General features: G+C 71.0%; 24 protein-coding genes. 13 read left to right on the forward strand and 11 right to left on the reverse strand.

The window, feature by feature from the left end:
• Positions 1 to 12: 12 nt before the first annotated feature.
• Positions 13 to 516 carry a hypothetical protein gene (locus IEY33_RS16240; protein ID WP_188964341.1) on the forward strand — a complete coding sequence of 168 codons (504 nt, stop codon included), beginning with the start codon at positions 13 to 15 and terminating at the stop codon, positions 514 to 516.
• Between the two features lie 55 nt (positions 517 to 571).
• Here IEY33_RS16240 and IEY33_RS16245 read toward each other — a convergent pair whose 3' ends face one another.
• Both IEY33_RS16245 and IEY33_RS16250 read right to left on the reverse strand, forming a co-directional pair.
• Positions 572 to 1,036 (reverse strand): (4Fe-4S)-binding protein, encoded by a 465-nt coding sequence (locus IEY33_RS16245; protein ID WP_229671088.1) that lies wholly within the window; start codon positions 1,034 to 1,036, stop codon positions 572 to 574.
• Positions 1,037 to 1,075: 39 nt separating this feature from the next.
• Positions 1,076 to 1,513: a 23S rRNA (pseudouridine(1915)-N(3))-methyltransferase RlmH gene (locus IEY33_RS16250; RefSeq protein WP_188964342.1), complete on the reverse strand. Its 438-nt coding sequence runs from the start codon at positions 1,511 to 1,513 to the stop codon at positions 1,076 to 1,078.
• Positions 1,514 to 1,634: 121 nt separating this feature from the next.
• Between IEY33_RS16250 and IEY33_RS16255 the strand changes: the two genes are divergently transcribed.
• From IEY33_RS16255 to IEY33_RS16275, 5 genes are all read left to right on the forward strand, one after another.
• Positions 1,635 to 2,051, forward strand: a complete 417-nt coding sequence (locus tag IEY33_RS16255; RefSeq protein ID WP_188964343.1) for a hypothetical protein — start codon at positions 1,635 to 1,637, stop codon at positions 2,049 to 2,051.
• Between the two features lie 8 nt (positions 2,052 to 2,059).
• Positions 2,060 to 2,275: a hypothetical protein gene (locus tag IEY33_RS16260; protein ID WP_188964344.1), complete on the forward strand. Its 216-nt coding sequence runs from the start codon at positions 2,060 to 2,062 to the stop codon at positions 2,273 to 2,275.
• A gap of 38 nt (positions 2,276 to 2,313) precedes the next feature.
• Entirely contained in the window at positions 2,314 to 3,174 is an 861-nt protein-coding gene (rsmI, locus tag IEY33_RS16265; RefSeq protein WP_188964345.1) for a 16S rRNA (cytidine(1402)-2'-O)-methyltransferase, read from the forward strand.
• Between the two features lie 144 nt (positions 3,175 to 3,318).
• Positions 3,319 to 4,284 carry a 6-phosphofructokinase gene (gene pfkA, locus IEY33_RS16270; protein ID WP_373288129.1) on the forward strand — a complete coding sequence of 322 codons (966 nt, stop codon included), beginning with the start codon at positions 3,319 to 3,321 and terminating at the stop codon, positions 4,282 to 4,284.
• A 143-nt stretch (positions 4,285 to 4,427) separates the two neighbouring features.
• Positions 4,428 to 5,540 carry a deoxyguanosinetriphosphate triphosphohydrolase gene (locus IEY33_RS16275; RefSeq protein WP_188964347.1) on the forward strand — a complete coding sequence of 371 codons (1,113 nt, stop codon included), beginning with the start codon at positions 4,428 to 4,430 and terminating at the stop codon, positions 5,538 to 5,540.
• Positions 5,541 to 5,617: 77 nt separating this feature from the next.
• Here IEY33_RS16275 and IEY33_RS16280 read toward each other — a convergent pair whose 3' ends face one another.
• The 4 genes from IEY33_RS16280 to IEY33_RS16295 form a co-directional block, all read right to left on the reverse strand.
• On the reverse strand, positions 5,618 to 6,805 hold the full coding sequence (locus IEY33_RS16280) for a vWA domain-containing protein (protein ID WP_229671089.1): 1,188 nt from the start codon (positions 6,803 to 6,805) through the stop codon (positions 5,618 to 5,620).
• 90 nt (positions 6,806 to 6,895) lie between these two features.
• Positions 6,896 to 7,141: a CBU_0592 family membrane protein gene (locus IEY33_RS16285; protein ID WP_188964348.1), complete on the reverse strand. Its 246-nt coding sequence runs from the start codon at positions 7,139 to 7,141 to the stop codon at positions 6,896 to 6,898.
• A 75-nt stretch (positions 7,142 to 7,216) separates the two neighbouring features.
• Complete coding sequence (locus IEY33_RS16290; protein ID WP_188964349.1) at positions 7,217 to 8,095, reverse strand: AAA family ATPase; 879 nt, start codon at positions 8,093 to 8,095, stop codon at positions 7,217 to 7,219.
• Between the two features lie 98 nt (positions 8,096 to 8,193).
• A complete protein-coding gene (locus IEY33_RS16295; RefSeq protein WP_188964350.1) occupies positions 8,194 to 8,463 on the reverse strand; it encodes a stage V sporulation protein S in 270 nt (89 codons plus the stop codon).
• 547 nt (positions 8,464 to 9,010) lie between these two features.
• Here IEY33_RS16295 and IEY33_RS16300 point away from each other — a divergent pair.
• The 4 genes from IEY33_RS16300 (at position 9,011) to IEY33_RS16315 (ending at position 16,250) form a co-directional block, all read left to right on the forward strand.
• A complete protein-coding gene (locus IEY33_RS16300) occupies positions 9,011 to 13,567 on the forward strand; it encodes a glutamate synthase-related protein (protein ID WP_188964351.1) in 4,557 nt (1,518 codons plus the stop codon).
• A 193-nt stretch (positions 13,568 to 13,760) separates the two neighbouring features.
• Positions 13,761 to 14,861: a prephenate dehydrogenase gene (locus tag IEY33_RS16305; RefSeq protein WP_188964352.1), complete on the forward strand. Its 1,101-nt coding sequence runs from the start codon at positions 13,761 to 13,763 to the stop codon at positions 14,859 to 14,861.
• A 238-nt stretch (positions 14,862 to 15,099) separates the two neighbouring features.
• The gene (locus IEY33_RS16310) at positions 15,100 to 15,576 is read left to right on the forward strand and encodes a methyltransferase domain-containing protein (RefSeq protein WP_373288130.1); all 477 of its coding nucleotides are present in this window, start codon (positions 15,100 to 15,102) and stop codon (positions 15,574 to 15,576) included.
• 56 nt (positions 15,577 to 15,632) lie between these two features.
• The gene (locus IEY33_RS16315) at positions 15,633 to 16,250 is read left to right on the forward strand and encodes an NADPH-dependent F420 reductase (protein WP_188964353.1); all 618 of its coding nucleotides are present in this window, start codon (positions 15,633 to 15,635) and stop codon (positions 16,248 to 16,250) included.
• A 65-nt stretch (positions 16,251 to 16,315) separates the two neighbouring features.
• Here IEY33_RS16315 and IEY33_RS16320 read toward each other — a convergent pair whose 3' ends face one another.
• On the reverse strand, positions 16,316 to 17,224 hold the full coding sequence (locus tag IEY33_RS16320) for an AEC family transporter (protein ID WP_229671091.1): 909 nt from the start codon (positions 17,222 to 17,224) through the stop codon (positions 16,316 to 16,318).
• A gap of 66 nt (positions 17,225 to 17,290) precedes the next feature.
• Complete coding sequence (locus tag IEY33_RS16325) at positions 17,291 to 18,340, reverse strand: hypothetical protein (protein WP_188964354.1); 1,050 nt, start codon at positions 18,338 to 18,340, stop codon at positions 17,291 to 17,293.
• Between the two features lie 278 nt (positions 18,341 to 18,618).
• On the opposite strand from IEY33_RS16325, the gene IEY33_RS16330 reads away from it, so the two are divergent.
• Positions 18,619 to 19,359, forward strand: coding sequence for a class I SAM-dependent methyltransferase (locus IEY33_RS16330; protein WP_188964355.1), 741 nt, complete (start codon positions 18,619 to 18,621; stop codon positions 19,357 to 19,359).
• Positions 19,360 to 19,368: 9 nt separating this feature from the next.
• Here the strand turns inward: IEY33_RS16330 and IEY33_RS16335 are convergent, their stop codons facing one another.
• The 3 genes from IEY33_RS16335 to IEY33_RS16345 all read right to left on the reverse strand — a co-directional run bounded on the left by IEY33_RS16335 (position 19,369) and on the right by IEY33_RS16345 (position 22,315).
• Positions 19,369 to 19,917 (reverse strand): hypothetical protein, encoded by a 549-nt coding sequence (locus IEY33_RS16335; protein WP_188964356.1) that lies wholly within the window; start codon positions 19,915 to 19,917, stop codon positions 19,369 to 19,371.
• Positions 19,918 to 20,006: 89 nt separating this feature from the next.
• On the reverse strand, positions 20,007 to 21,788 hold the full coding sequence (gene typA / locus IEY33_RS16340) for a translational GTPase TypA (protein WP_188964357.1): 1,782 nt from the start codon (positions 21,786 to 21,788) through the stop codon (positions 20,007 to 20,009).
• A gap of 248 nt (positions 21,789 to 22,036) precedes the next feature.
• On the reverse strand, positions 22,037 to 22,315 hold the full coding sequence (locus tag IEY33_RS16345; RefSeq protein ID WP_188964358.1) for a hypothetical protein: 279 nt from the start codon (positions 22,313 to 22,315) through the stop codon (positions 22,037 to 22,039).
• A 125-nt stretch (positions 22,316 to 22,440) separates the two neighbouring features.
• Between IEY33_RS16345 and IEY33_RS16350 the strand changes: the two genes are divergently transcribed.
• Both IEY33_RS16350 and IEY33_RS16355 read left to right on the forward strand, forming a co-directional pair.
• On the forward strand, positions 22,441 to 23,490 hold the full coding sequence (locus tag IEY33_RS16350) for a hypothetical protein (protein ID WP_188964359.1): 1,050 nt from the start codon (positions 22,441 to 22,443) through the stop codon (positions 23,488 to 23,490).
• Entirely contained in the window at positions 23,487 to 24,566 is a 1,080-nt protein-coding gene (locus tag IEY33_RS16355; protein WP_188964360.1) for a [LysW]-lysine hydrolase, read from the forward strand. Before IEY33_RS16350 ends, IEY33_RS16355 begins: the two co-directional genes overlap by 4 nt.
• Positions 24,567 to 24,627: the final 61 nt, after the last annotated feature.

Raw genomic sequence — 24,627 nt, forward strand, 5'->3', positions numbered from 1 at the left:
TAGACTTTCCTCATGAACATTACCGTCTTCGACGCGCTGCTCGTGAGCCTGTGGGCGGCCGTGACCGCACTGGGCGCCCGGCGCGGCCTGGGCGGAGCCGTGTGGGGCGTGCTGGGGGTCGCCGCGTGCTTCCTCGTGAACCTGCTCGCCCCGAACGGCCTCGTGGGCCTCGTCGCGGCCCTGCTGCTGGGCGTGGGGGCCGTGCTGGCCGCCCGCCGACTCATCCGCGAACCGCTCACCGAGACCTGGCACCTGCTGGCGGGCGGGCTGGGCGGCTTCGCTCTGGGCGCGGTGCTGGTCGGCACGCTCGCCCTGAACTTCCCCATCCAGACGGTCGGGGACGTGCGCCGCTACCCGAGCGACACGCTGCCCGGCCCGGTCTACTACCCGCTGTACAACTCGTACATCCGTCAGTCGCTGAACACGCTGTGGGGCCCGAACGGCAACACGGCGCTGCGGGTGCTGCTCATCCCAGACCAGCAGCACCTGCCTGCCCCCGCCGCCCGCCGCCGCTGACGGACGCGAGGCAGCACACGGGGAGGGCCGCCCGCAGTGAGCGGCCCTCCTCTCCTCATTCCTTCCAGCCGACCCTGGTGTGCGTGCCGTCGCAGTACGGCTTGTTGCTGCTCTGCCCGCAGCGGCAGAGGGTGGCGCGCACGTCCTGCACCTCTCCGGCGGGCGTCACGATCCGCAGGTCGCCGCGAATGCCGAGCGGCCCGTCCGGGTACGGCGTGATGCGGGTCGGCACGTCCGGCTGTTCCGGGGCGGCGCCGTCCAGCAGGACGTGCAGCGCGCCGCTCGGGCAGCGGTGCACCACGGCCTGCACCTCAAGGGCGGGCGCGTGCTGCGGCTGAATCCACGGGCGGGCCGACACGTCGAACACCTGCGGGAGGCCCTGCACGCACACGCGCGCGTGAATGCAGCGGGCCGCGTCGTAACTCACGATCACGCCGGGCGCGGTGTACGCGCGGCCGTAGAGCATCGCCTGATCGGACACCGAACCTGGGGGTGTCGTGCCGCCGGGAGTGTGGGTCATGCCGCAGCATACTCCGCCCCGTCCCGGCCGGGCGGCGGGTCAGCGGTGGTACGGCTCGCCGCGGCTGATGGTGCCCGCCCGGTACAGCGCCTCGACGAGCACCACCATCGCCAGGTCGTGCGGGAGCGTCAGGCTGCCCAGCGACCAGAGGGTGTGCGCGGCGGCGCGCAGTTCGTCGGTGTGCCCGTCCGGCCCACCGATCGCGAAGGCGAGTTCGCCGGTGCCGCCCAAGCCCTGCGCGTCAATGAAGGCGCTGAGCGCCTCGCTCGTCCACTGCCGTCCGCGCGGGTCGAGCGCGATGAGGGGCGCGCGGCCCGCCGCCTTCAGGATCGCCTGGCTTTCCTTCGCGGGCGTACTGCCCGGCACGCGCGTCACCTGCAGCTTGTGGTAGTGGCGCAGGCGGAGGGCGTACTCGTCCCAGCCGGTGCGGGCGTACGCCAGCCTCGGCTCGCCGACGGTGATCAGGTGAAGCCGCATACCGGCCAGCATAGAGCACGCCCGCCCGTGCCGGACGGCCACGTCCCGCGCTGCAGCGTGCGTGCCCGCGCTCGGGCTACACTGTGCCGATGTTCCGGGAACGTGCGGGCGTGGGCAAGGTATGAATTACGCGGCCAGTCTGGCGGTGGTGGTGATCCTGACGTTCTTCTTCCCGCTGGCGGTGAAGGTGGGGCTGTGGTACGACGTGCCCAGGTCGCTGGTGAACACGACGCTCGGCACGCTCGTGATGTTCGTGACGGCCACCCTGGTGATCCGCAGTCAGGTGGGACGGCACCGGCGCGCGGCCGAGCAGCTGGACCTGGCGCGCGCGCAGGTGGGCGCGGACCCCCAGAATCCGCGCGCGTACTTCCTGGGCGGCGAGCACCTCGCGACGCTGCTGCTGCGGCTGGGGCGGCGCCGGGAGGCGGCCGAGGTGATCGACCGGTACGCGAGGCTGGGCGGCGCGCGCGAATCGGAAATCGTGTCGCTGCGCGAACAGCTGCTGCAGGCAGAGCGCAGACAGAAAAGGGGCGGGTAGAATAAGGTATGCGGGCCTACAGGGGAATCATTGAGGACGGCGTGGTGGTGTTGCAGGACGGTGCCCGGCTCCCGGAGGGAACGGTGGTGACCGTCACGGTCGGGGAGGCCGAACTGCTGCGTGCCACCATCAGCAGCGCCTTCCGGGGCCAGCGGAAGGTCCGGGTGCGGCTCAAGCCGACGACGGGTCTGGTGGCGGAACGCCCGCAGCCGGAGCCCGTCTAGGTGCGCGCGGACCGAATCGGCTCCCGGCGGGAGCGCGCGTGACACTGGACGCCTCACCCATTCACGTGTGGCTGGTGCCGACACCGGTCGGGAACCTGGGCGACATCACGCTGCGCGCCATCGAGGTGCTGCGCGGCGCGGACGCCGTCGCGTGCGAGGACACGCGACGCAGCGGGCAGCTGCTCACGCACCTGGGCATCTCGCGGCCACTGGTGCGGCTGGACGCGCACACCATGAAGCGCGCGCCGGGCGTGCTGGAGCAGTACCCCAGGCTGGCGTACGTGTCCGACGCGGGCACGCCCGGCATCTCGGACCCCGGCGCGGAACTGCTGGCACTGGCGCTGGAACTGGGCGGGAAGGCGGAGGTGCTGCCGGGCCCGACGGCGTTCGTCCCGGCGCTGGTGCTGTCCGGCCTGGACGGCGGGCGCTTCACCTTCGAGGGCTTCCTGCCGCGCGGTGGGCGGGAGCGGCGCGAGCGGCTGCAGGCGGTCGCGGGGCGCCCCGAGACGACCCTCATCTACGAGAGTCCCCACCGGCTGCACGCCACGCTGGAGGAACTGGCGGAACTGTGCGGCCCGGAGCGGCGGGCGAGCGTCACGCGGGAACTCAGCAAACGGTTCGAGGAGACGGTGCGCGGCACCCTGCCTAGTCTGGCCGCGCGCTTCGCGGACGGCGTGAAGGGCGAGATCGTGATCGCGCTGCAGGGCGCTCCGGCGCAGGTGCAGGACCCCGCGGACGCGGGCCACGCGGAGGTCGCGGCGGCCCTGGCGGCAGGGGGCGGCAGCGTGCGCGACATCCGGGAGTTGTTACAGGGAAGGGGTTTGCGTAAGAATGACGCTTATGAGCTGGCCCTGCGAGCCGTCCAGGATCACGCCGCCCCCCACGGGGACGGCGCGTGACCCGCGCTGGCACGACACGGTCCAGCGGGGAGCCGCATGACCCACACCGATTCTCAGCCTGACCAGACCGCGAACCCCGAACCCGTCGCCGACCTCTCCACGCTGCCCGGCCCGGATGGAAGCACTCCCACCAACACGGCCGGACTGAAACGCATCGCGGTCCTCACGAGCGGCGGCGACGCGCCCGGCATGAACGCCGCGATCCGCGCCGTGGTGCGCGCCGCGACCTTCCACGGCATCGAGGTCGTCGGCGTGAGACGCGGCTTCCAGGGACTGCACGAAGGCGACATGCGCCTCCTGGGACCCCGCGACGTCGCCAACATCATCCAGCGGGGCGGCACCATCCTGCTCACCGCCCGCTCGCACACGTGGCGCTCCCCGGAAGGCCGCACGCTCGGCGCGAACCACCTCAAGGCGTGGGGCGTGCAGGGCCTCATCGTGATCGGCGGGGACGGCAGCTTCCACGGCGCGCACTACCTGCAGCAGGAGCACGGCATCCCCGTGGTCGGCGTGCCCGGCACCATCGACAACGACCTGTACGGCACGGACCACACCATCGGGTACTTCACGGCCGTCGAGACGGCCCTGGACGCCGTGGACAAACTGCGCGACACGGCCGCCAGCCACGAACGCATCTTCGTGGTGGAAGTCATGGGACGGCACGCGGGCCACATCGCGCTCGACGTGGCCGTCGCGGGCGGCGCCGAGGAAGTGTTCCTGCCGGAAGACGAGAAGCCCGACGAGCACATCGCGGAAGTCGTGCGCCTGAGCGCCTCCAAAGGCAAGGCCAGCAGCATCCTGATCGTCGCGGAAGGCTACCCGGGCGGCGGGGCGGCCGTCACCGCCGCCATCGAAGCGCAGACGGGCCTCGACACGCGGCTCACCATCCTGGGGCACATCCAGCGCGGCGGGAGCCCCGTCAGCAGCGACCGCGTGCTCGCGTCACGGCTCGGCGAGGCCGCCGTGCTGGCCCTGATGGACGGCAAGAGCGACGTGATGGTCGGGCGCGGCAACGGCGGCATGACCTTCACGCCGCTCGCCGACACCTGGGAGAAACGCAAGGACGTGAGCCGCGACCTGTACCGCTGCGCCAGGACGCTCAGCATCTGAACCGAACGATCTGACCGGAGGGCGTGTCTCGCCTCTCCCCTGCCGTGCCGCCCGCGAGAACGTCCGGGCGGCACGCGTCGTGTCGCCGTGCGGCGCGGCCTGCCGCCGGGAGCGGGGCAGGCGAACTGTTCTACACTCGTCTCATGCTCGTTGACCGCATACAGTTGGAGGCGCGTGAGGCGCAGACGCTGGCCCCGTACGCCACGCTCAGCCGCGCCAGCCGGGGCCGCCTGCACCCGGAGCCGGAGTCGGCCACCCGGACCGCCTTTCAGAAGGACCGCGACCGGGTGCTGCACACGGCGGCCTTCCGGCGGCTGGAGTACAAGACGCAGGTGTTCCTGAACTCGCAGGGCGACCATTACCGCACGCGGCTCACGCACACGCTGGAGGTCGCGCAGGTGGCGCGTTCCGTGGCGCTCGCGCTGGGCCTGAACGAGACGCTGTCCGAGACGATCGCGCTCGCGCACGACCTGGGCCACCCGCCGTTCGGGCACGCGGGCGAAGCGATCCTGAACGGCCTGATGGACGGTCACGGCGGCTTCGACCACAACGGGCACACGCTGAGGATCGTGACGCAGCTGGAGGACCGCTACCCGGAATTCCCGGGCCTGAACCTCACGCGGGAGACGCTGGACGGCCTCGCGAAGCACAGTCAGCTGGCGTCGGGGCAGCACAGCCTCGAAGCGCAGCTGGTGAACGTCGCGGACGGCCTGGCGTACAGCGCGCACGACCTCGACGACGGGCTGCGCAGCGGCCTGATCGGGCCGCACGACCTGCGCGGCCTGCCGCTGTGGGAGCACCTGCTCGCGCGACTGAACCTGAACGAGACGGCCCTGACCGAGAAGGACCGCCGGACCCTGCAGCGGGAACTGCTCGGCTGGCTGATCTCGGACCTCGTGGCGGCCAGTCACGCGCGCATCGTGGCGGCGGGCGTGGCGTCGCTGGCGGACGTGGCGGCTCAGCCGTCCAGCCTGATGGGGTTCAGTGACGCGATGAGCAGCGGCCTGAAGGAACTCGGGCAGTTCCTGCGCAGCCGCCTGTACCACCACCCGGTCGTGCTGCGGCAGGTGTCGCAGGCGGAGCACTGCCTGCACGGGCTGTGGCGCGCGTACCTGAAGCGTCCCGGCATGCTCCCGCCGGGCGCGCAGGCGCGGCTCGCGCAGGACGGTCTGGAGCGCACGGTGTGCGATCACCTGGCGGGCATGACGGACCGGTACGCGCTGGAGGAGTTCCGCAGCCTGCACGGCATGGCCTGATCCGGTCCTCGGCTGAACACCCGGAGTTCAGTTCGGCACCGGATCAGTGGCGGGTGCAGTTCAGTGGCGGGCGCAGTTCAGTGGCGGGCGCGGCGCAGGCGGGCGGGCAGGGCGGCGAGCGCCTGCGCGTCGTCGGCGGGCGCGAACACGTCGAGGTAAGGGAGGGCGGCGGCCATGCCGCGCGCGACCGGCAGGTAGCCGGGAATCCCGGCGAGCGGGTTGAGCCACACGAGGCGGCCGCTCTGCCGGGCGAGTTCGCGTACGGCGCGTGTGAGGACCTGCGGTTCGCCGGTGTCGAGGCCGTCGCTGAGGATGAGGGTAATGGTGTCGGGCGTGAGGTGCGCGCGTTCGTCCCGCGTGAGTTTCAGGAGGTTGTCGCCGATGCGGGTGCCGCCGCCCCAGCCTTCGCCGAGGTCGGGGAGGCGCACGGTCCAGAGGGTGCCGCGCGTGAGCGAGTGCCGCAGGGTGGGCGTGAGGCGCGTCAGGCCGGTCGAGAAGCTGTACACCTCGACGCGGCGTGTGCGGAGCATCAGGGCGGCCGCGTAGCGCAGGAGCAGCGTGGCGTGCGGGGCCATGCTGCGGCTGCCGTCCAGCACGATCAGGAAACGGGGGCTTCGGCGCGGGTGCCCCTGGTAGCGGGGGTGGGCGGGGTCGCCGCCGGTGCGGAGCGAGGCGCGCAGCGTGCGCCGGAAGTCGAAGCGCGTGCCGGTGGGGCGGGGCGTCCAGCGGCGACTGCGGCCGAGCTGCACCTCGCGCACGAGGGCGGTCGCGGCGGCGAGCAGGTCGTCGAGGTTGCCCGCGTGGCCCTCGTCCGCGTCCTGCCGCGCGGCGTGCGGGCTGAGCTGGCTGCGCAGCTGCCGTCCGGCGTCCTGGTCGTCCTGGCTGTCGGCGCTGCCGGGCTGCTGGCGGCGCACGGGGGTCTGCTCTCCGCTGCCGTCGCCGTCCCGGGGGTCCGCGTCCTGGCCGCGTTCCTCGGGGGGGCCGGGCGGCTGCGTGCCGGGTTTCTGCACGCCGAGCGGTTGCAGGTCGGCGTCGCCCGCGCCGCGCCGCAGGAAGTGGTCGCGGAAGGCCTCGTCGAAGATGGGGGCCTCGTGGCGGTGAGCGGTGAGCAGGGCGCGCAGGGCGTCCTGCATCTGGACGGGGTCGAGGGTGTCGAGGAGCGTCATGGCGCGCAGGGCGTCGGCGGTCTCGCCCGGCCCGACCTTCAGGCCGAGGGCGCGCAGGGTCCGCACGAACTCGCTCATGCTGGCGCTCAGGTCAGGCACGCGCCTCCCGCCGGGCTGCCGTCACACGCTTCCTTCCCGTTCCGTCCGGACTGAGCCCGCACACCCCGCGGGATTCGACCGGAATCCGGATCAGTGGGCGGGGGCGCGTCCGGGGCGCAGCAGGGCATACAGGCTCACGAGCGCCCACACGCCTTCCAGCAGGATGAAGCCGTAGTTCACCTCGCGCACCGCGACGTAGGCGAGCAGGCCGCTGCCCACGGCGTTCAGGGCGGAGTACGCGCGGCTGCCGCTCTTCATGCGGCCCGCCTGGTTGGCGATGTACGCGGCGAGCACCTGCACGGCGCCCAGCACGGAGAGGATCTGCAGGGGTTCCATGCGGGGTATTCCAGCAGACGGTCGGCGCGGCGCGGTGAGCGGGGTGTAGGGGGGCGCTTACACTCGCACGGCGCATCACATGCCCCGCATGGCGGCCCCCACGAGCGCCTGCACGTTCAGGCTCACGAGCTGCTGGTCCTCGCGGAGCTTCAGGACGCAGCCGAGCGTGTCGCGCACCACGTCGGGCGTGAGGGCGTCCTGGTGCAGCACGGTGAGCGCCTCGGCCCAGTCGAGCGTTTCGGCCACGCCGGGCGCCTTTGAGAGCGGCAGGGCGCGCAGGTACTGCACGGCGGCGCCCACCTGCCGGGCGAGGTCCTCGCGAATGTGCGGGAGGCGCGCGCGGATGATGTCCAGTTCGTCCTCTGGGCTGGGGTAGTCCACCCACAGGTACAGGCAGCGGCGGCGCAGGGCGTCGCTGAGTTCGCGCGCGCGGTTGCTCGTCAGGATGACGTGGGGGCGCGTGACGGCCTGCACCGTGCCGAGTTCGGGGATCGTGATCTGCCACTCGGCGAGCAGTTCGAGCAGGAACGCTTCGAAGGCGTCGTCGGCGCGGTCCACCTCGTCGATCAGGAGGACGGGGGCCGCGTCCTGCATGATGGCGTCCAGCAGGGGGCGGCGCAGCAGGAAGTCCGGGCCGTACAGGTCGGCCTCGTGCGCGTGGCCCTGCGTCTCCCCGAGGCGCAGGCGCAGCAGCTGGCGGGGGTAGTTCCACTCGTACAGGGCGCTCTGCGCGTCGAGGCCCTCGTAGCACTGCAGGCGGATGAGGCGCGTACCGAGCGCCAGGGCGAGCGTCTTGGCGGCCTCGGTCTTGCCGACGCCGGCCGGTCCTTCCAGCAGCAGGGGGCGGCCGAGCGCCGTGACCAGCGTGAGGGCGGTGGCCAGGGGCCCGGACGCGACGTAGCCGCGCGTGCGGAAGGCCCCCTGCAGGTCCGGCAGGGGCAGCTGTGGAGTCATGTGCGGGCAGTGTACCGGGTGAGCGGTTGGAAAAACGTGGGTCGGGGCCACGCTCGGCTCCCGACCCGTTCCGTGCGCGCCGGTTCCGGCGCAGGCGTTCAGCTGAGCTTGTAGCCCTTGACCGCGAAGCGCACGGCGGTGCGTTCCTCGTTCTCGATGTCGAGCTTCACGAAGGCGGGCTGGACATGCATGTCCAGGTTCTCCGGAATGATGTACCCGCGCGCGATGGCGATGGCCTTCACGGCCTGGTTGACGGCGGCTGGCCCGATGGCCTGCACCTCCACCTCGCCCTGCGACCTGAGCAGCGCCGCGATGGCCCCCGCCACCGCGTTCGGCCGCGACTTCCCCGATACCTTCAAGGTTTCCAAGCCTTCCCCCCCAGTTGTGTCCTTCCCGATGTCGATTCAGCGGCGTAGTGCTGCAGCATGATGCTGGGCGGCCCTTCCGGCCACGTCGCCTGCCCCTGCGGGCGGGATTCGTGGTCAGCCTCTGTCCGCTTCCCCAAACGGCAGAGGTTACCTGCCAGCATAAAGGGGGCCTGTCCGGAGGTCAAATGTCCCGCCCGGCAGCTCCCCTGGGGGCCGTGCAGGAGCGGGCCGGACCGACCTGCGGCGCGCCCCTGAGCGCGTGTCTGGACAGGGCCGCGCCCACGGGCCGCCGGAGTCCCACACTGATGGATATTTTCGCAATGGTGTACACCACACACCAATACCGTCCGGCCCACCGGGATAATGACGCGGACGGGAGAAGCGCACAGGCACCGCAGTCCCCGGCCCCGGCGTCGCCTCCCGGTTCGTACGCACCGCCCCACACGCGCGGGTCAGCACCTCCAGGCGCACGCCACGTTCAGATCCGCACGACCGGCCCCGCCGCACCGCGAACGGGTCGGCGCTCCCCACCTCCCAGGAGACTGCCATGACGAACCCCCAACCCCGCACGACCCCACCCACCCTGCGCGGCCAGCTGCGCGAGGACGGTCAGCACGACAGCCTCTACCGTCAGGCGGAACGCGCGCGGCTCGAACCGCGCTTTCCCGGCAGCTTCGACAGCGTCGGGCACGACGCCTGCGGCATCCTCTGCAAGATCCGCAAGACCGGGGAGGCCACGCACGGCAACGTCGTCCGCGCGCTGGAAGAACTGGCGCACATGGCGCACCGCAGCGGCGAGGTGCGCGGCGAGGGCGACGGGGCAGGCATCCAGACGGACATCCCCCGCCGCCTCTGGAAGACGTGGTACGACGAGGCACACCTGCCGAGCGCCACGGTGGACGCACCGGAATTCTTCGTGGCGCACCTGTTCGTGCCGCAGGGCCTGAACGTCCGCGAGATTCAGGACGCGCTGCGGGTCCTCGCGCCACGCTACGGCGTGCAGGTGCAGCTGGAACGCGTGGGGCAGGTGTACAGCAGCGCGCTCGGGCCGGTCGCGCGCCTCACCGAGCCGCAGTTCGTGCAGCTGAGCGGCACGGTGCAGGGCGACACGTCCGGCGACCGTAACCGGCAGCTGTTCCGGCTGGGTCTCGCGCTCGAAGCGCAGCAGCCGGTGCACGTCGTGAGCCTCAGCACGCACAGCGTCGTGTACAAGGTGCGCGGCAGCGCCGAACTCCTCCCCCGCTACTACCCGGACCTGTCGCACCCGGAGTTCGTGTCGGTCTGCACCATCGGGCACAACCGCTACAGCACCAACACCCTCAGCACCTTCGAGCAGGTGCAGCCGTTCACGCTGCTCGCCCACAACGGCGAGATCAACACCATCGACCGCCTCCGCAAGGAAGGCGACCAGCTGGGCCTGCCGCTCACGGGCGGCAGCGACAGCCAGGACCTGAACCGCGTGCTGGCCGGGCACATCCACGTGCAGGGCCTCAGCCTGCTCGAAGCGATCGAGAGCGTGTTCCCGCCGGTCCTGAGCGAAGTCAAGAGCTTCAGCACCAGCCTGCAGAGCGCGTACATCGGCCTGCGGGCCGGGGGCGGGCCGCTCGCGCAGGGTCCGGCCGCCATCATCTCCCGCGATCAGGACGAGTGCGTGTTCTCGGTGGACGCGATGGGCCTGCGGCCCCTGTGGTTCGGCGAGACGGAAAAGGAGTACTTCTGGTCGTCGGAGCGCGGCGTGATCCCGCTCGGCAGCATGGTCGCGGACCCGGCCCCCTTCGCGCCCGGCGAGAAGATGGTCGCGGAACTCGGGGCGGGCACGGTGCGCCTGCACGCCAACGAGCAGGTGCAGCGACTCGTGCTGGAGCGCGTCCACCAGAAGGGCTACAACTTCGACGGCGCGCACGCCCGCGTGCAGGGACCGCACCTGGAACCGCTCGACAGCGACCTCCCGCAGTTCAGCAAGGCCGCCAGAGCGGCGTTCGGCTGGGACCGCTGGGACGAGGAGTACGTCAAGGCCGTCGCGGACCGTGGCGCGGAACCCATCGCGTCGCTCGGCTTCGACGGGCAGATGCCCGCCCTGAAGGCCGACAAGCCGAACCTCGCGGAGTTCTTCCGTGAGACGGTCGCCGTCGTCACGAACCCCGCCATCGACCGGGAACGCGAGATCGAGCACTTCTCGACCCGCGCGCTGCTCGGGCGCCGCCCCCTGCCGGGCAGCAGCGACGGCAACAGCGTGGACCTGCTGACGCCCGTGCTGGCCGTCACGCGCGCCGTGGCCGAACGGCACGGCACCCTGACCGTCGCGGGCCTGAAGGCCGCGCTGAAGGTCCAGACGCTGCCCGTGAACCTGCGGCAGCGCGAGAACATCACGGACGCCCTCACGCGCCTGAAGGTGTCGGCAGTGGAAGCGGTTCAGAACGGTGCGGAAGTCCTGCTGCTCGACGACACCGCCCTGTACGCCGATGGCGACGCCGCTCTCGACATCGTCCTCGCCGTCGGCGCGCTCGAAGGGCACCTGACCGCCACGCGGAACGACGCGGGCGTCAGCCTGCGCCGCCTGACGAGCGTGGTCGTCCGCAGCGCCCAGGTCCGCAACCTGCACGACCTGATGCTGCTCGTCGGACTGGGCGCCGAAGCGGTCGAACCGGCCGCCGCGTACGCCCTGTACCCCAGCCCCGAAGCCGAGAGCAACCTCGTGGCGGGCCTCACCAAAGGCGTCGAGAAGGTCATGAGCACCATGGGCATCCACGAACTGCGCGGCTACGGCCAGATCTTCGCGGCGCTCGGCCTGTCCCGCGACCTGCTCGCCGAACTCGGCGTGCGCGGCTTCTGGGGCGGCGAGGTGAGCGGCCAGCAACGGGGCTACAGCCTCAAGGCGCTCGGCGCGACCCTCCGCCGCCGCCTCGAGAAGTACCAGGCGAACAGCGAGATCATGGACCGCGACCAGCGCTTCAACCCGCGCGTCTTCAAGGCCGCCTTCAGCCTCGCGAACGGCGAGATCGACGCGAGCGACTACCAGGCCCGCATCCGCGCCCTGGAGACCGAGATGCCGCTCGCCGCGCGACAACTGCTGGAATTCCGCACGCCCGGCGACGCCGAGAACATCGACCCGGACAGCGTGGACCTCGCCATCGGCGGGCACAGCCTCCCCTTCGTGATCTCCGCCATGAGCTTCGGCTCGCAGGGCGAGACGGCCTTCCGCAGCTACGTGGAAGCCGCCAAGAAGCTGAACATGATGGCCATGAACGGCGAGGGCGGCGAGATCCCCAGCATGATCGGCCAGTACAACCACTGGCGCGGCCAGCAGGTCGCGTCCGGCCGGTTCGGGGTGAGCAGCACCATGCTGAACAGCTGCCACGTCATCGAGATCAAGGTCGGGCAGGGCGCCAAGCCCGGAGAGGGCGGCCACCTGCCCGGCAAGAAAGTCACCGACAAGGTCGCCGAGGCGCGGCACGCGGTGCGCGGCATCGACCTGATCAGCCCCAGCAACAACCACGACGTGTACTCCATCGAGGACCTCGCGCAGCTCGTCGAGGAACTCAAGACCATCAACCCGAACGCCAAGATCTCCGTCAAGGTGCCCGTCGTGCCCGGCATCGGCACCATCGCCATGGGCGTCGCCAAGGCCGGCGCGCACATCATCACCCTGTCCGGCTTCGAGGGCGGCACCGGCGCGGCCCGCAGCCACGCCCTCAAGTACGCCGGGATGCCCGTCGAGTTCGGCGTGAAACGCGCGCACCGCGCCCTGACGCAGGCGGGCCTGCGCGACAAGGTGGAACTGTGGGCCGACGGCGGCCTGAAAACCGCGCTCGACGTGGCCCGCATGGTCGCGCTCGGCGCGGACCGCGTGGGCTTCGGGACGCTCAGCATGGTCGCCATCGGCTGCACCATCTGCCGCGGCTGCCAGCTCGACACCTGCCACGTCGGCATCGCCACGCAGGTCGAAACGCAGGAACAGGCGACCGCGCACGGCATGAAACGCTTCGTGCCGCGCGAACTGCCCAACGAAGTGCAGCGACTCCACACCTTCTACAGCGCCGTCGCCAGCACCCTGCGCGAGATCGTGGCGGGCCTCGGCCTGAGCAGCCTCTCGGACCTGCGCGGCCGCAGCGACCTCCTCACCGCGCAGACGAGCGCCCTCGACCTGACCGAACTGCTCGAACGCGTCGAGGAACCCGAAGCGTGGAAGGCCATCGGAAGCCGCGTCATCCACAAACCCCTCAACTACATGACGCGCATGGTGAGCGAATGGGTCAGTGACGCCATCGCCGACGAGGGCGAGGACGACGTCGTGTACCGCGACGGTCCCGTCGCCAGCGCCGAACGCGCCCTCGGCACGCACCTCGTCGGCACGCTCGCCCGCGAACGCCGCATGAGCCAGGGCCGCCGCGTGCAGCTGCACTTCGAAGCCGGCTCCATCCCCGGCAACGGCCTGGGCGCCTTCAACAACGCGCCCGTCGACATCCAGGTGGACGGCGGCGCGCAGGACGGCGTCGGCAAGAGTGCCCTGGGCGGCCGCATCGTGATCCTCAAGGGCCGCAACCACCAGGGGAACCGCGTGGACGGCTCGGTCGGCAAGAGCTTCGCGTACGGCGCGATCGGCGGCCGCTTCCTGATCCAGGGCAGCGCCGACAGCCGCTTCTGCGTGCGCCTCAGCGGCGCGGACGTCGTGCTGGGCGGCGACCTCCGCACCCCCGTCGACGACACGCTGGGTGCGCTCGCCACGCGCGCCAACGCCAAAGGCTACGCCTTCGAGTACATGACCGCCGGACGCGCCGTGGTGGTCGGCGACCCCGGCCCGTGGATCTGCTCCGGCATGTCCGGCGGCGTCGTGTACGTCCGCCACGAACCCGCCCACGGCCTCGACGACGCCGCCCTGCACCGCCGCCTCGCCAAGGGCGCCAGCGTCAAGATCCTCCCGCTCGGCGCGCAGGGCGTCTCGGACCTCCGCGAACTGCTCGGCGACTACCATGACGTCCTCCTGCGCAGCGAACAGCCCGTCCCCGCCCGCCGCATCGCGGAACTGCTCGTCGACCCCGCCGCGCACTTCCGCATGATCCTGCCCGCCGCGCAGACCGTCGACCAGAGCGTCGCCACCGAGTAATACGGTCCGCAGCTGAACTCTTGGAGGTCAGCCGGGCGGAAAGCGCATCAGTACCGCGGCACACTCACCCTGCAGGCCCCCGGTCCCACGTGGCCGGGGGCTTCGCCGTGCGTCCGGCGGCGCGCGGCGCCCTGTCCGGTCGGGACCGGTGTGGGCGCGTGCTAACGTACCTGCTGATGAGTGTGCGCACGGCATGAGGAAGGAAGGGAACGCGCAGCCGATGTTCCGCGTGGCGGTGATCGCCGGGGTGGGGTTGATCGGCGGGTCGCTGGCGCTGGGGTTGCGGCAGCGTGGGCTGGCGGAGCACGTGATCGGGTACGACGCGTCCCCGGAGGCGCTGCAGGAGGCGCTGGCGCTCGGCGTGATCGACGAGGCGCGCGCGAGCAGCGGCGAGTGGCTGCGCGGCGCGGACCTCGTGGTGCTGGCCGCGCCCGTCAAGGCGCTCCCGGCACTGGCGCGCGAGCTGGCGCCGTTCCTGGGTGCCAAGGCGACCGTGACGGACGTGGGCAGCGTGAAGGCCAGCATCGCCCGCGAGATGGAGGAGCTGGGCGTGCGGCAGTTCGTGCCGGGGCATCCCATGGCGGGCAGCGAGCGGGGCGGGGTGGGGAACGCCTCGGCGGCGCTGCTGGAGAATGCCGTGTGGGTGCTCACGCCGACCGAGACGACGCCCCTGACGGCATTGAGCCGCGTGCGACGCATGGTGGAGCAGCTGGGGGCGGCGCCTGTCGTGATGCCGCCGGACGCGCACGACAATCTCGTCGCGACGATCAGTCACCTGCCGTACCTCGCGTCGCTCGCGCTGACGCACATGGTCGCGCGGGACGAGCGGCTGTCACTGCTCGCGGCGGGCGGGTTCCGTGACCTGACGCGCGTGGCGAGCGGCGACCCGCGCATGAGCCGCGACATGGTGGTCGAGAACCGGGGCGCGCTGCGGGACGCGACCCGGCGGTTCATCCGGCAGCTGGAGCATCTCGCGGAGACGCTGGACCAGCCGGACGAGCTGCTGGCCGCCGCCACCGAGGGCAAACGCACGCGTGACAGCCTGCCGGTCGTGAAGCGCAGCCTGCTGCCCCCGAAGTTCGATCTGGTGGTGGCCACGCCGGACCGCCCGAACCAGCTGGGCATCATCACGAACGCGCTGGGCCTGGCGGGCGTGAACATCAAGGACATCGAGGTGCTGAGCGTGCGCGAGCAGGGCGGCGCGCTGCGGCTGGGCCTGGAGACGCCGGACGACGTGACGCGCGCCGGGGAGCTGCTGCGCGAACTGGGGTACGAGACGAGAGGACGCGGATGAACGAGGAAACGGCCTCTCCCCCGCCCGGCACGGCGCTGAACGTGATCCTGGGGGCCGGGGAGCAGCGCTGATACGGTTTTGATCCGATTCCAGGGATGCCGGAAACAGCACCGACATCCCTTCCATCTCCTCAAAACCGTACCTGTTGGCACTCGCTCTGCTCGGCTGAACTCTACAAGTTCAGCTCAAAACCGTATGGGAGGGCTGGACGGCCACGCAGCGCGAGGACCTGAACCTGCTGGACCCGGATTCGTTCCGGACGTGGTTCGGGCCGCGCCGCGCGGACGCGTTCCTGTGCGAGCACGTGTGGGAGCACCTGACGGAGGAGGAGGGCGAGCGGGCCGCGCGGCTGTGCTTCGCGTACCTGAAGCCGGGCGGGTTCCTGCGGTGCGCCGTGCCGGACGCGAACTTCCCGGACCCCGAGTACCAGCGGACGGTGCAGGTGGGCGGCCCCGGCCCGCCGGACCACCCGGCGGCGGACCACAGGGTCGTGTATGACGTGCACCGCTTCGTGCGGCTGTTCGAGCGGGCGGGCTTCGAGGTGGAGGTGCTGGAGCACTGCGACGACGCGGGGCACTTCCACGCGCGCGAGTGGGACGTGGCGAGCGGTCCCGTGTACCGGTCGTTGCGGCTCGATCACCGCAACCGGGGTGGGCGCCTGGGGTTCGTGTCGCTGATCGTGGATGCCCGCAGGCCGGGACGCGCCGACCTTTAAGGGGCGGGCAAGGTCCGCCGAGTCCGGCGGGCAGGCCTGGAGCCTAAGCTCGGGGCATGAAGATCGGAATTCTTGGGGCGGGACACATCGGCAAGGCACTCGCGCGGCTGCTCTCGGAGGCGGGACACGAGGTGGGCATCAGCAACTCGCGCGGGCCGGACACGCTGCGCGACCTGACGCACGCGCTGGGGCACGGCGTGAAGGCCTTCACCAGCGAGGACGCCGCGCGCTTCGGTGAGCTGGTCATCGAGACGATCCCGTTCGGGCGGTTCATGGACATCCCGGCCGTGCAGCTGGAAGGCAAGATCGTGATCGACACGGCCAACTACTACCCGGAACGGGACGGGCAGATCGACCTGGGCGGCCTGTCGGAGAGCGCGTTCATCGCGCGGCACCTGCCGAAGGCGCGGGTCGTGAAGGCCTTCAACACCATTCACTTCGAGCACCTGGAGTCGCAGGGCGACACCGGCAAACCGCTGGACGAGCGGCGCGCGATCTTCATCGCGGGCGACGATCAGGACGCCAAGGACGTGGTGACGCGCCTGATCGAGGAGATCGGGTTCGCGGCCGTGGATACGGGCAGCCTGGAGGACAGCAAGGTGCAGCAGCCGGGCACCCCCATCTACGGGCCGGACCTGACGGCCGTGCAGGCCCGCGAGGCACTGAACAAGTAAAGGGCGCAGATAGAGCGGGACGACCCATTCGGCGGTCGTCCCGCTCTTCCCGTTCCCCCGTCCTTTCAGGGCAGGTGCGGGAGGAGCGTGACGGTGGCCGTGACGGTCAAGAGCGCGCCGAGCGTGGTGAGCAGCACGACGCCCGCGACGGTGTCGGCGTCCCCACCGTACTCGCGGGCGAGCAGCAGGGCGTTCACGGCGGTCGGCATGCTGGCCGACAGCACGAGCACCGCGAGCGGCTGGCCGCGCAGGCCGAGCAGCACGCTGATGCCGAGCGCCGCGAGCGGTCCCACAAGCAGCCGCACGCCGCTCGCGAACAGCATGGGCGGCGTGACCCTGATGCGGCCCGCCGCGCCCAGCTGCAGGCCCAGCGACAGCAGCACGAGCGGCAGGGTCGCCTGACTCATGAGGTGCACGCCGCGCGCCACGCCCAGCGGGACGGGCACGCCGCTCACGCGCCACAGCAGGGCCGCCAGGGCCGCCCACAGCACCGGCAGGCGCAGGACGGCGTTCACGCTGCCGCGCCACCCCCCGCCGGAACTGTAGATGGCGGGCCCGAGGACGTACGTGCCGATCACGCCCACCAGGAACACCACCAGCGCCCGCTCCAGGCCCGCCTGACCGAACGCGAACAGCGCGATGGGCAGGCCGAGGTTACCGCTGTTCCAGATGGTGCTGCTCGCCATGACGCTGCGGCGCGTGGCGGGACTCCAGCGTCCGGCGACCGCGCCGCTCACGGTGACCGTGACGGCCCACGTGAGCAGGAACGCCGCGCCGAGCGTGACGGCCTCGCGCGCGGCCACGTGCGCGTTCAGGATGGTGTCGAAGGCCAGGGCGGGCGTCAGGGCGTACAGGCTCAGGCGCGCGACGGTGTTCTGGTCGAGCGTCAGACGACGCCCCAGCACGAACCCCACCAGCGCCACGAGCGCCACCGGGACGATCACGTCGAGCAGGGCGGACAGCAGCGGCGGCACACGGCAGTCTAGAGTGCCACTCCCGGAGCGGGCCGCCACCTGTCCACCCCTCCCGGCGCAGCGGGGTCAGAGTTTCAGTTCGTCGTCCGGTTTCGCGAACCGGTCCTTCAGGAACCGCTGGTGCGACAGCAGGTGCTGCCCGCCCGCCTGCGCCGCGTCCCGCATGATGTCACTCACGCCGCCCAGCAGCAGGTCCAGCTGCTCCCCCAGCAGGTCACGGCCGGTCTTGCCGTCCTGCAGCGGCGCGACGTTCGCGAGGGACGCGGGCAGCTTCAGGTACGCCCGCACCGCCTCCGGCGCGTAATCCCCACGGATCTGCCGCAGCATGAAGCCCCACTCCCCGCCGTCCTGCTCGTGCTCCGCGAGGTACGCGAGCGCCTCCTGCGTCCGGAAGTGCAGCGCACCCAGCCGCGCGCGCGCGTCGGCAGGCAGGCGCGCGTCCTGCGACCACCCCAGCAGGTCCTCCGGCACGCGCTCCGCGACCGGCGTGGCCGCCGCCGCGCGGGCCGCCGTGAACGGCTCCTCCACCCGCACGCCCAGCCGGTCCGCGCGCCGCTCCAGGCGCTCCAGCCGCCTGCGCCTGCGGCGCTCCACGCGCTCCGGCAGCTGCGGCAGGCTCACGCCCAGAAACACGTCCGCCCGGCCCGGTTCCGGCAACGCCGCCGGGGACGGAACCCCCCCCAGCTCGCCTGCCAGAGCAGGCCGCGCGTCCGGCAGGCGGAACAGTTCGCCCGTGAACACCACCTTCATCAGCCACATCATGCCGAGCACGACCAGCGGCACCATCACCCACTCCGCCCCCAGCATCATGAAGGCCACCAGCGACACCAGCGCGAACACCACCGTGCCGCGCTCCTGCCGCCACGCCCGGAACGACAGGGACGCCAGCAGCGCCAGCGTCATCGCGGCTGCAGGATGCACCAGCCACCCCGCGCCCAGCACCGTCAACAGCAGCAGCGCACCCACCGCGAGACGCACGCGCGGCGACTGCCGACGCTGCCGCGAGAACACACTCGACGCCAGGAACGCCAGCACCACCCCGCCCAGCGGGTGCACCACCCACGCGAACGGACCCAGCACGTGCAACAGGCCGAACAACCCGAACACTTCCAACACCGTACGCTCCTCAGGAGCCCGCCGGAAGAGTCGTGCGGGCCAGTACCGACCCCCAGTCTACCGCCACCACCATGAGTCGAATATTGACAGTTGTCAGATGCTCAGCCACGCCCGCGCGATCTGGGCAGACGCCACAGATGACACAGGTGCCACGAAAATCGCGTGCTAGCGTTCCTTCATGTCCCCGGAGCCCTCCGTGCGCCTGCGCTGACCCTGGCCTGCCCGACCTGACCACCCGTTCCGGGGCGGTCGTCTTTGCAGTCACAGGAGGGTTCACCATGCACTGGAGCGAAACGTTCTACGCCCGGCAGACCGACGTGCCGGGCATCGGCACCGCAGCCATCCACCCGTCCCACCGTGCCCTCGCCGCCCGCGTGACCGCTCACCTCGGCGGGCCACGCCACCTGCTGGAACTCGGCAGCGGCGGCGGTCAGTTCGCCGTGTGCGCCGCACGGGAGGGCCACACCGTGACCGCCGTGGAGCGCGTACCGCTCCTCGTGCAGCACAGCCGCTCACTGGCACGGAAGCACGCAGTCCAGGTCCGCGTGCACAGGGCCGACTTCTACACGGTTCGCCTCCCGGCAGCGTCCCATGACGCCGTGTGCTACTGGGACGGCTTCGGCATCGGCACGGACGACGATCAGCGCCGACTGCTGCGCCGCATCGCCGCATGGCTCACCCCGGCGGGCCGCGCGTACATCGACGTGTACACGCCCTGGTACTGGGCGCACGCTGCCGGGAACGCGCCGCACCTGCCGGGCTTCGCTCGCAGCTACGGCTTCGACCCGGACGGCTGCCGCATGCTCGACACCTACACGCCCACCGACGGCACCGAACCGTTCACGCAGTCGCTCCGCTGCTACAGTCCCGCCGACCTGCGCCTGCTGCTGACTGGCACGCCGCTGCACCTGACGGAACTGTGGCCCGGCGGTCATTACGACGCGCAGGCGGGCGTGTGGACGCCGGAAGTCCCACTGGAGCAGGCCATGAGCTACACGGCGGTCCTCGCGCCGGAGTGACGGAACCCCTCAGGGGCAGGTGTCGTCAGAGCGAAACTGCATGGCGGAACGAAACTCCCCCGCCACCGGGTCGCCCCGCGTCTTGGAACACAGGATCCTGCCTGTCGGGTTCATGGTCATGGTTGTCAGTGTCCCAGCGAAGGCCGAATAAATCTCCATGCCGCCCTTCTCGACTGGCAGTTGCCCCCACTTGGTGCCGAAAGGGTACGACAGGGCATGGGCGGCGTTGCCGTGCAGACTGGATGCCCAGCGCGCGACGTCCTTCCTGGTGTACAGCGCTTTGCCGCACCACACAAGTTGCGCCTTTCCGCCGCGCAGCACGTAGGCCCGCCCGATGCCGTAGCCGTAGGTGTACAGCCGGTCACTGCGGCCTGCCGGAAACGCCACGATGTCGGTGCGGGCGTCCACTGCCGCGCCGCAAGACACCCCCGGCTCGCTGCCCGTCGCTGACGCCAGCGTCGCCTGTCGGGCGCGGAAGAGCGCGTCGACCTTGCCTTCGGCGACTGCACAGACAGAGGTCGAGACCAGGACAGCCGTGGCCAGCAGCGGAAGGCGCATGTCCCAGCCTACACAGCCCACGTGACGCTCCGCTGAAGCCATGAGAAGGGCCGCCCAGTTTCCCGGGCGGCCCTTCGTTGTTCCTGTCCTTACTTGCGCATGTTGGGTTCGAGGATCTTCTTGCGCAGGCGGATGCTCTTGGGGGTGATCTCGACGAGTTCGTCGTCGCCGATGTACTCCAGGGCGTCTTCGAGGGTGAGTTTGCGGATGGGGGTGAGGCTCAGGGCGTCGTCGGCGCCGCTGGAGCGGACGTTCGTGAGCTTCTTGTTCTTGCAGACGTTGACGTCCATGTCCTTCTCGCGGGCGTTCTCGCCGACGATCATGCCGACGTACACTTCGGTGGCGGGCACGATGAAGAAGCTGCCGCGGTCCTGCAGTTTCCAGATGCTGTACGCGAAGGCGTTGCCGGCTTCCATGGCGACGAGGGAGCCGTTCTGGCGGGTCTTGAGGTCACCGGCCCACGGGGCGTACCCGTCGAAGATGTGGCTCATGATGCCTTCGCCCTGCGTCATGCTGAGGAACTGGGTGCGGAAGCCGAAGAGGGCGCGGCTGGGGACCTTGAATTCCACGCGGACGCGGGTGCCCTGGGGTTCCATGTTGACGAGCTGGCCCTTGCGGCTGGTGATGGCGCCGATGACGGTGCTGCTGTGGTTTTCGGGCACGTCGACCACGAGGTGCTCGATGGGTTCCATCTTCTCGCCGTCGATTTCGCGGGTGATGACCTGGGGGCTGCCGACCTGCAGTTCGTAGCCTTCGCGGCGCATGGTTTCGAGGAGGATGGAGAGGTGCAGTTCGCCGCGTCCGGACACCACGAACTCGTCGGGTCGGAGTTCTTCGACCTTCAGGGAGACGTTCGTCATGACTTCCTTCTTGAGGCGGTCGTTGAGGTGGCGGCTCGTGACGTACTTGCCTTCACGGCCCGCGAAGGGGCTGGTGTTGGGCTGGAAGGTCATGCTGACGGTGGGTTCGTCGACGGTGATGATGGGCAGCGCTTCGGGGTCGGCGAGGTCGGCGATGGTCTCGCCGATCTGCGCGTCCTCGATGCCCGCGAGGGCCACGATGTCGCCCGCGCCCACTTCGTCGGCCTCGGTGCGGGCGAGGCCCATGTGCGTGAACGGCTGGATCACGCGGGTCTTGGACATGGTGCCGTCCTTGTGGATGAGCTGCACGAACTCGCCCTTCTTGACGGTGCCGCGCTTGACGCGGCCGAGCACGATGCGGCCGAGGTACTCGCTGTAGTCGAGGTTCGTCACGAGCATCTGGAAGGGCGCGTCGCGGTCCACGCTGGGCTGCGGGATGGTTTCGAGGACCATCTCGAACAGTTCGTGCATGTCTTCCTGGGGGGCTTCGAGGTCCTTGTAGGCCTTGCCGTCACGGGCCACGGCGTACAGGATCGGGAAGTCGAGCTGGTCTTCGCTGGCGCCGAGTTCGGCCATCAGGTCGAAGGTCAGGTTGACGACGTCCTCGATGCGGGCGTCCTGGCGGTCGATCTTGTTGATGACGACGATGATCTTCAGGCCGAGTTCGATGGCCTTGCGGAGCACGAAGCGCGTCTGGGGCATGGGGCCTTCGGCGGCGTCCACGAGGACGAGCGCGCCGTCGACCATGCCGAGCACGCGTTCGACTTCGCCGCCGAAGTCGGCGTGGCCGGGGGTGTCGACGATGTTGATCTTGATGCCTTTGTACTCGACGGCGGTGTTCTTCGCCAGGATGGTGATGCCGCGCTCTTTTTCGAGGTCGTTGCTGTCCATGGCGCGCTCGGCGATCTCTTCACCGTGCTTGAGTTTGAGGGTCTGCTTCAGCAGGCCGTCCACGAGCGTGGTCTTGCCGTGGTCGACGTGTGCGATAATCGCGATGTTCCGGTATTCCATGTCTGTACTCTCCTTGGCGGGCGAGGCGTTTCCCGGCTGGCGTGTCCGGCGCGTTCAGCGGTGTGGCCAGCGGGGCTGGCGTGCGGCTGAGCGAACCGGGGGTGTGCGGGAAACGTCGGCCACAAAAAGGCCCGCCGAAGGTCAAGCGGGCTTCACAAACATGAATTGTAGCGCACCTTGTGCCGATGTGGTCAGGCGCAGGTCACGCTTGCGGGCGCGCGCGCGTGAGGGTGCGGCTGGTGCGGGGGTTATTCCTCGCTGCTGTCGGTTTCCTTGCCGCCGCGTCCGTCGTGGCTGCCGGTGTCGTCGCGGGTGAGGTCGCCGCTGATGACGCCGGGGATGCCCGCGCCGACGCCGGTGACGCTGCCCGCGCCGGACTGCACGGCGGCAGGGACGAGGACGGGGCCGGTGTCGGCCGCGCCGCCCTGCCGGTCCTCGCTCTGGACGGGGGAGTTGACGCGGTTTCCGGTTTCGGCCTCGATCTCCTCGACGCTCCTGCCGACGATACGGTCATCGTTCGTGTTCATGCGTCCATGATCGCGGGTGAGCGCTCAGGCAGGTGAAGGGAGGGGGGGCGGGCTCTTCAGGGAGTGCTGGGCTGACCTTTATGTTCGTGTCGTCCCAGACTGTATCCTGCCAGCAAGGAGCCGCCATGAACGACCGGATTTTCGAAGCCCTGACCACAGCGGGTCTGAACTCCAGCCCGCTGAGCATTCTGGAGCACACCACCGCCCGTCCCGCCACCCTGTTCGCGCTGTACGACGAGGAACTCACGTATCTGGAGGGGGGGCGCAGCAGTCGCGTGCCGCTGCGTGACGTGACGCGTATCCACAGTGACCGCGAGGGGGTGCTGCGGGTGGAGACGTCGGACCGGACGGCCGTGACGGCGTCGCTGCTCGGGTACGATCCGGCGCGGGTGCAGGCGTTCTTCCAGCAGGTGAGGGACGTGACGGCGCGCGCCAAGGAACTGCCGGTGGTGCCGCTCACGCCGAAGCCCGCTCCGGCGGTGGCGATGCCGGGCGTGAGCGCGTACACGCCTGCGCCCACCCCGCCCGTCCCGGCTCCCGTCCCGGTGGCGGCGCCGGTCACGCCCGCCCCGACCCCGCAGGCTCCGGTGTCGCTGCCGTCCCTTGACCCGGTGTCGGAAGAGGCCGCCGCGCCCGCCGTCCCCCAGCCTGCCGCGCCGACCTTCACGCCTGCCCCTGCCCCCGCACCGGTGGAGGCGCCTCCCGTGCGTCCGGAGCCTATCCGGGAGGCGGCGCGGCCGGAGCCGGTCGTGATCTCCAGCATGCCGCCCGTCAGTGATCTGCCTGCCTTCCAGGAGCGCGCCCGCAAGACGGTCCGCATCGGCGGGGACGCGGTGAGCGTGCTGGACGCCCCGCAGGACGCCCGCGACACGGTGCCGGGCGCGCACGTGCACACGCAGGGACCGCTCGTGCCGTCTGCCGCCGCGCCCGCGTACACCGCGCAGGACCCGGAACTGCAGCGCCGCGCGGACGGCGTGCAGGGCTTCGCGCGGACGGTGGCGCTGCTGGCCGTGGTGCTGGGCCTCGCGGCGCTGGCGCTGGCGTTCTTCCAGTGGCGTGGCGGCGCGTCCCTGAGCGCCATCTGGACGCTCCTGACGGGCGGCGTGGGCACGGTGGCGCTGCTGGCCTTCGCCGAGGCGCTGAGGCTCCTGTCGGCGCTCGCCCGGCGGTCATGACCCCGCTGGGGGCCGAGCAGGCGCGCGCGCTGGTGACGGAAGCGGTCCGCATTCCGTCGGTGTCGGGCAGCGAGGGCGCCGTGAGCGCCTTCCTGAGCGACTGGATGAACGCGCACGGCTTCCGCGCGCACGTGGACGCGTCGGGCAGCGCGGTCGGCGAGCGCGGCTCGGGTCCCGTCACGGTGGTGCTGCTCGGGCACATCGACACCGTGCCGGGCGACATTCCCGTCCGCGTCGACGGGAACGAGGTGCTGCACGGGCGCGGCAGCGTGGACGCCAAGGGGAGCTTCTGCACCTTCGTGGCGGCCGTGGCGGGCCTGGACGCCGACACGCTCGCCCTGGCGCGCTTCGTGTGCGTGGGCGCCACCGAGGAGGAAGTGCCGAGCAGCCGTGGCGCGCACCACGCCGTCACGCAGTACCGGCCGGACGCCGTGCTGATCGGCGAGCCGAGCGGCTGGGAGGGACTCACGCTCGGCTACAAGGGCCGCCTGGTGCTGCATGCCGCCGTCCGGAAGGACAACTTCCACACGGCGGGCGAGGGCACCAGTGCAGGCGACGACCTTACCGAAGCGTGGTTCCGGGTGCGCGCGTGGGCGCAGGAGCGCAGCGGGGCGGGCATTTTCGGGGCGGTGCAGGCGACCGTGCAGGGCATCGAGAGCGGCACGGACGGCCTCATGCAGACGGCGCGCGGCGTGTTCGGCCTGCGCCTCCCGCCGGAGGTGCCGCCGCAGCTCGCGCAGCAGGAGCTGATGGCGCGGCTGGACGGCCTGTGCGAGGTGGACTTCCGGGGAGCGGAGGTCGCGGTGCGTCACCCGAAGGACAGCGTGCTGGCGCGCGCGCTGCGCCTCGCCATCCGGGACGCGGGCGGCACGCCCGTCTACAAGCTCAAGACCGGCACGAGCGACATGAACGTCGTCGCGCCGCACTGGGACGCGCCCACCCTGGCGTACGGTCCGGGCGACAGCCGCCTGGACCACACGCCCGAGGAGTGCCTCCCGCTGCAGGAGTACGACCGGGCCGTGGCGGTGCTGCGCGACGCGCTCGGCCGGGTGGCGCGCAGCCTGCGCCCCCGCTGAACCGGTCGGGCCGCCCGGCACGTGGACCGGAGCAGGGGACCGCGCCCCGACCCGGTCAAAC

The sequence above is a fragment of the Deinococcus aquiradiocola genome, assembly GCF_014646915.1.
In the GTDB taxonomy this organism is placed as follows: Bacteria; Deinococcota; Deinococci; order Deinococcales; family Deinococcaceae; genus Deinococcus; species Deinococcus aquiradiocola.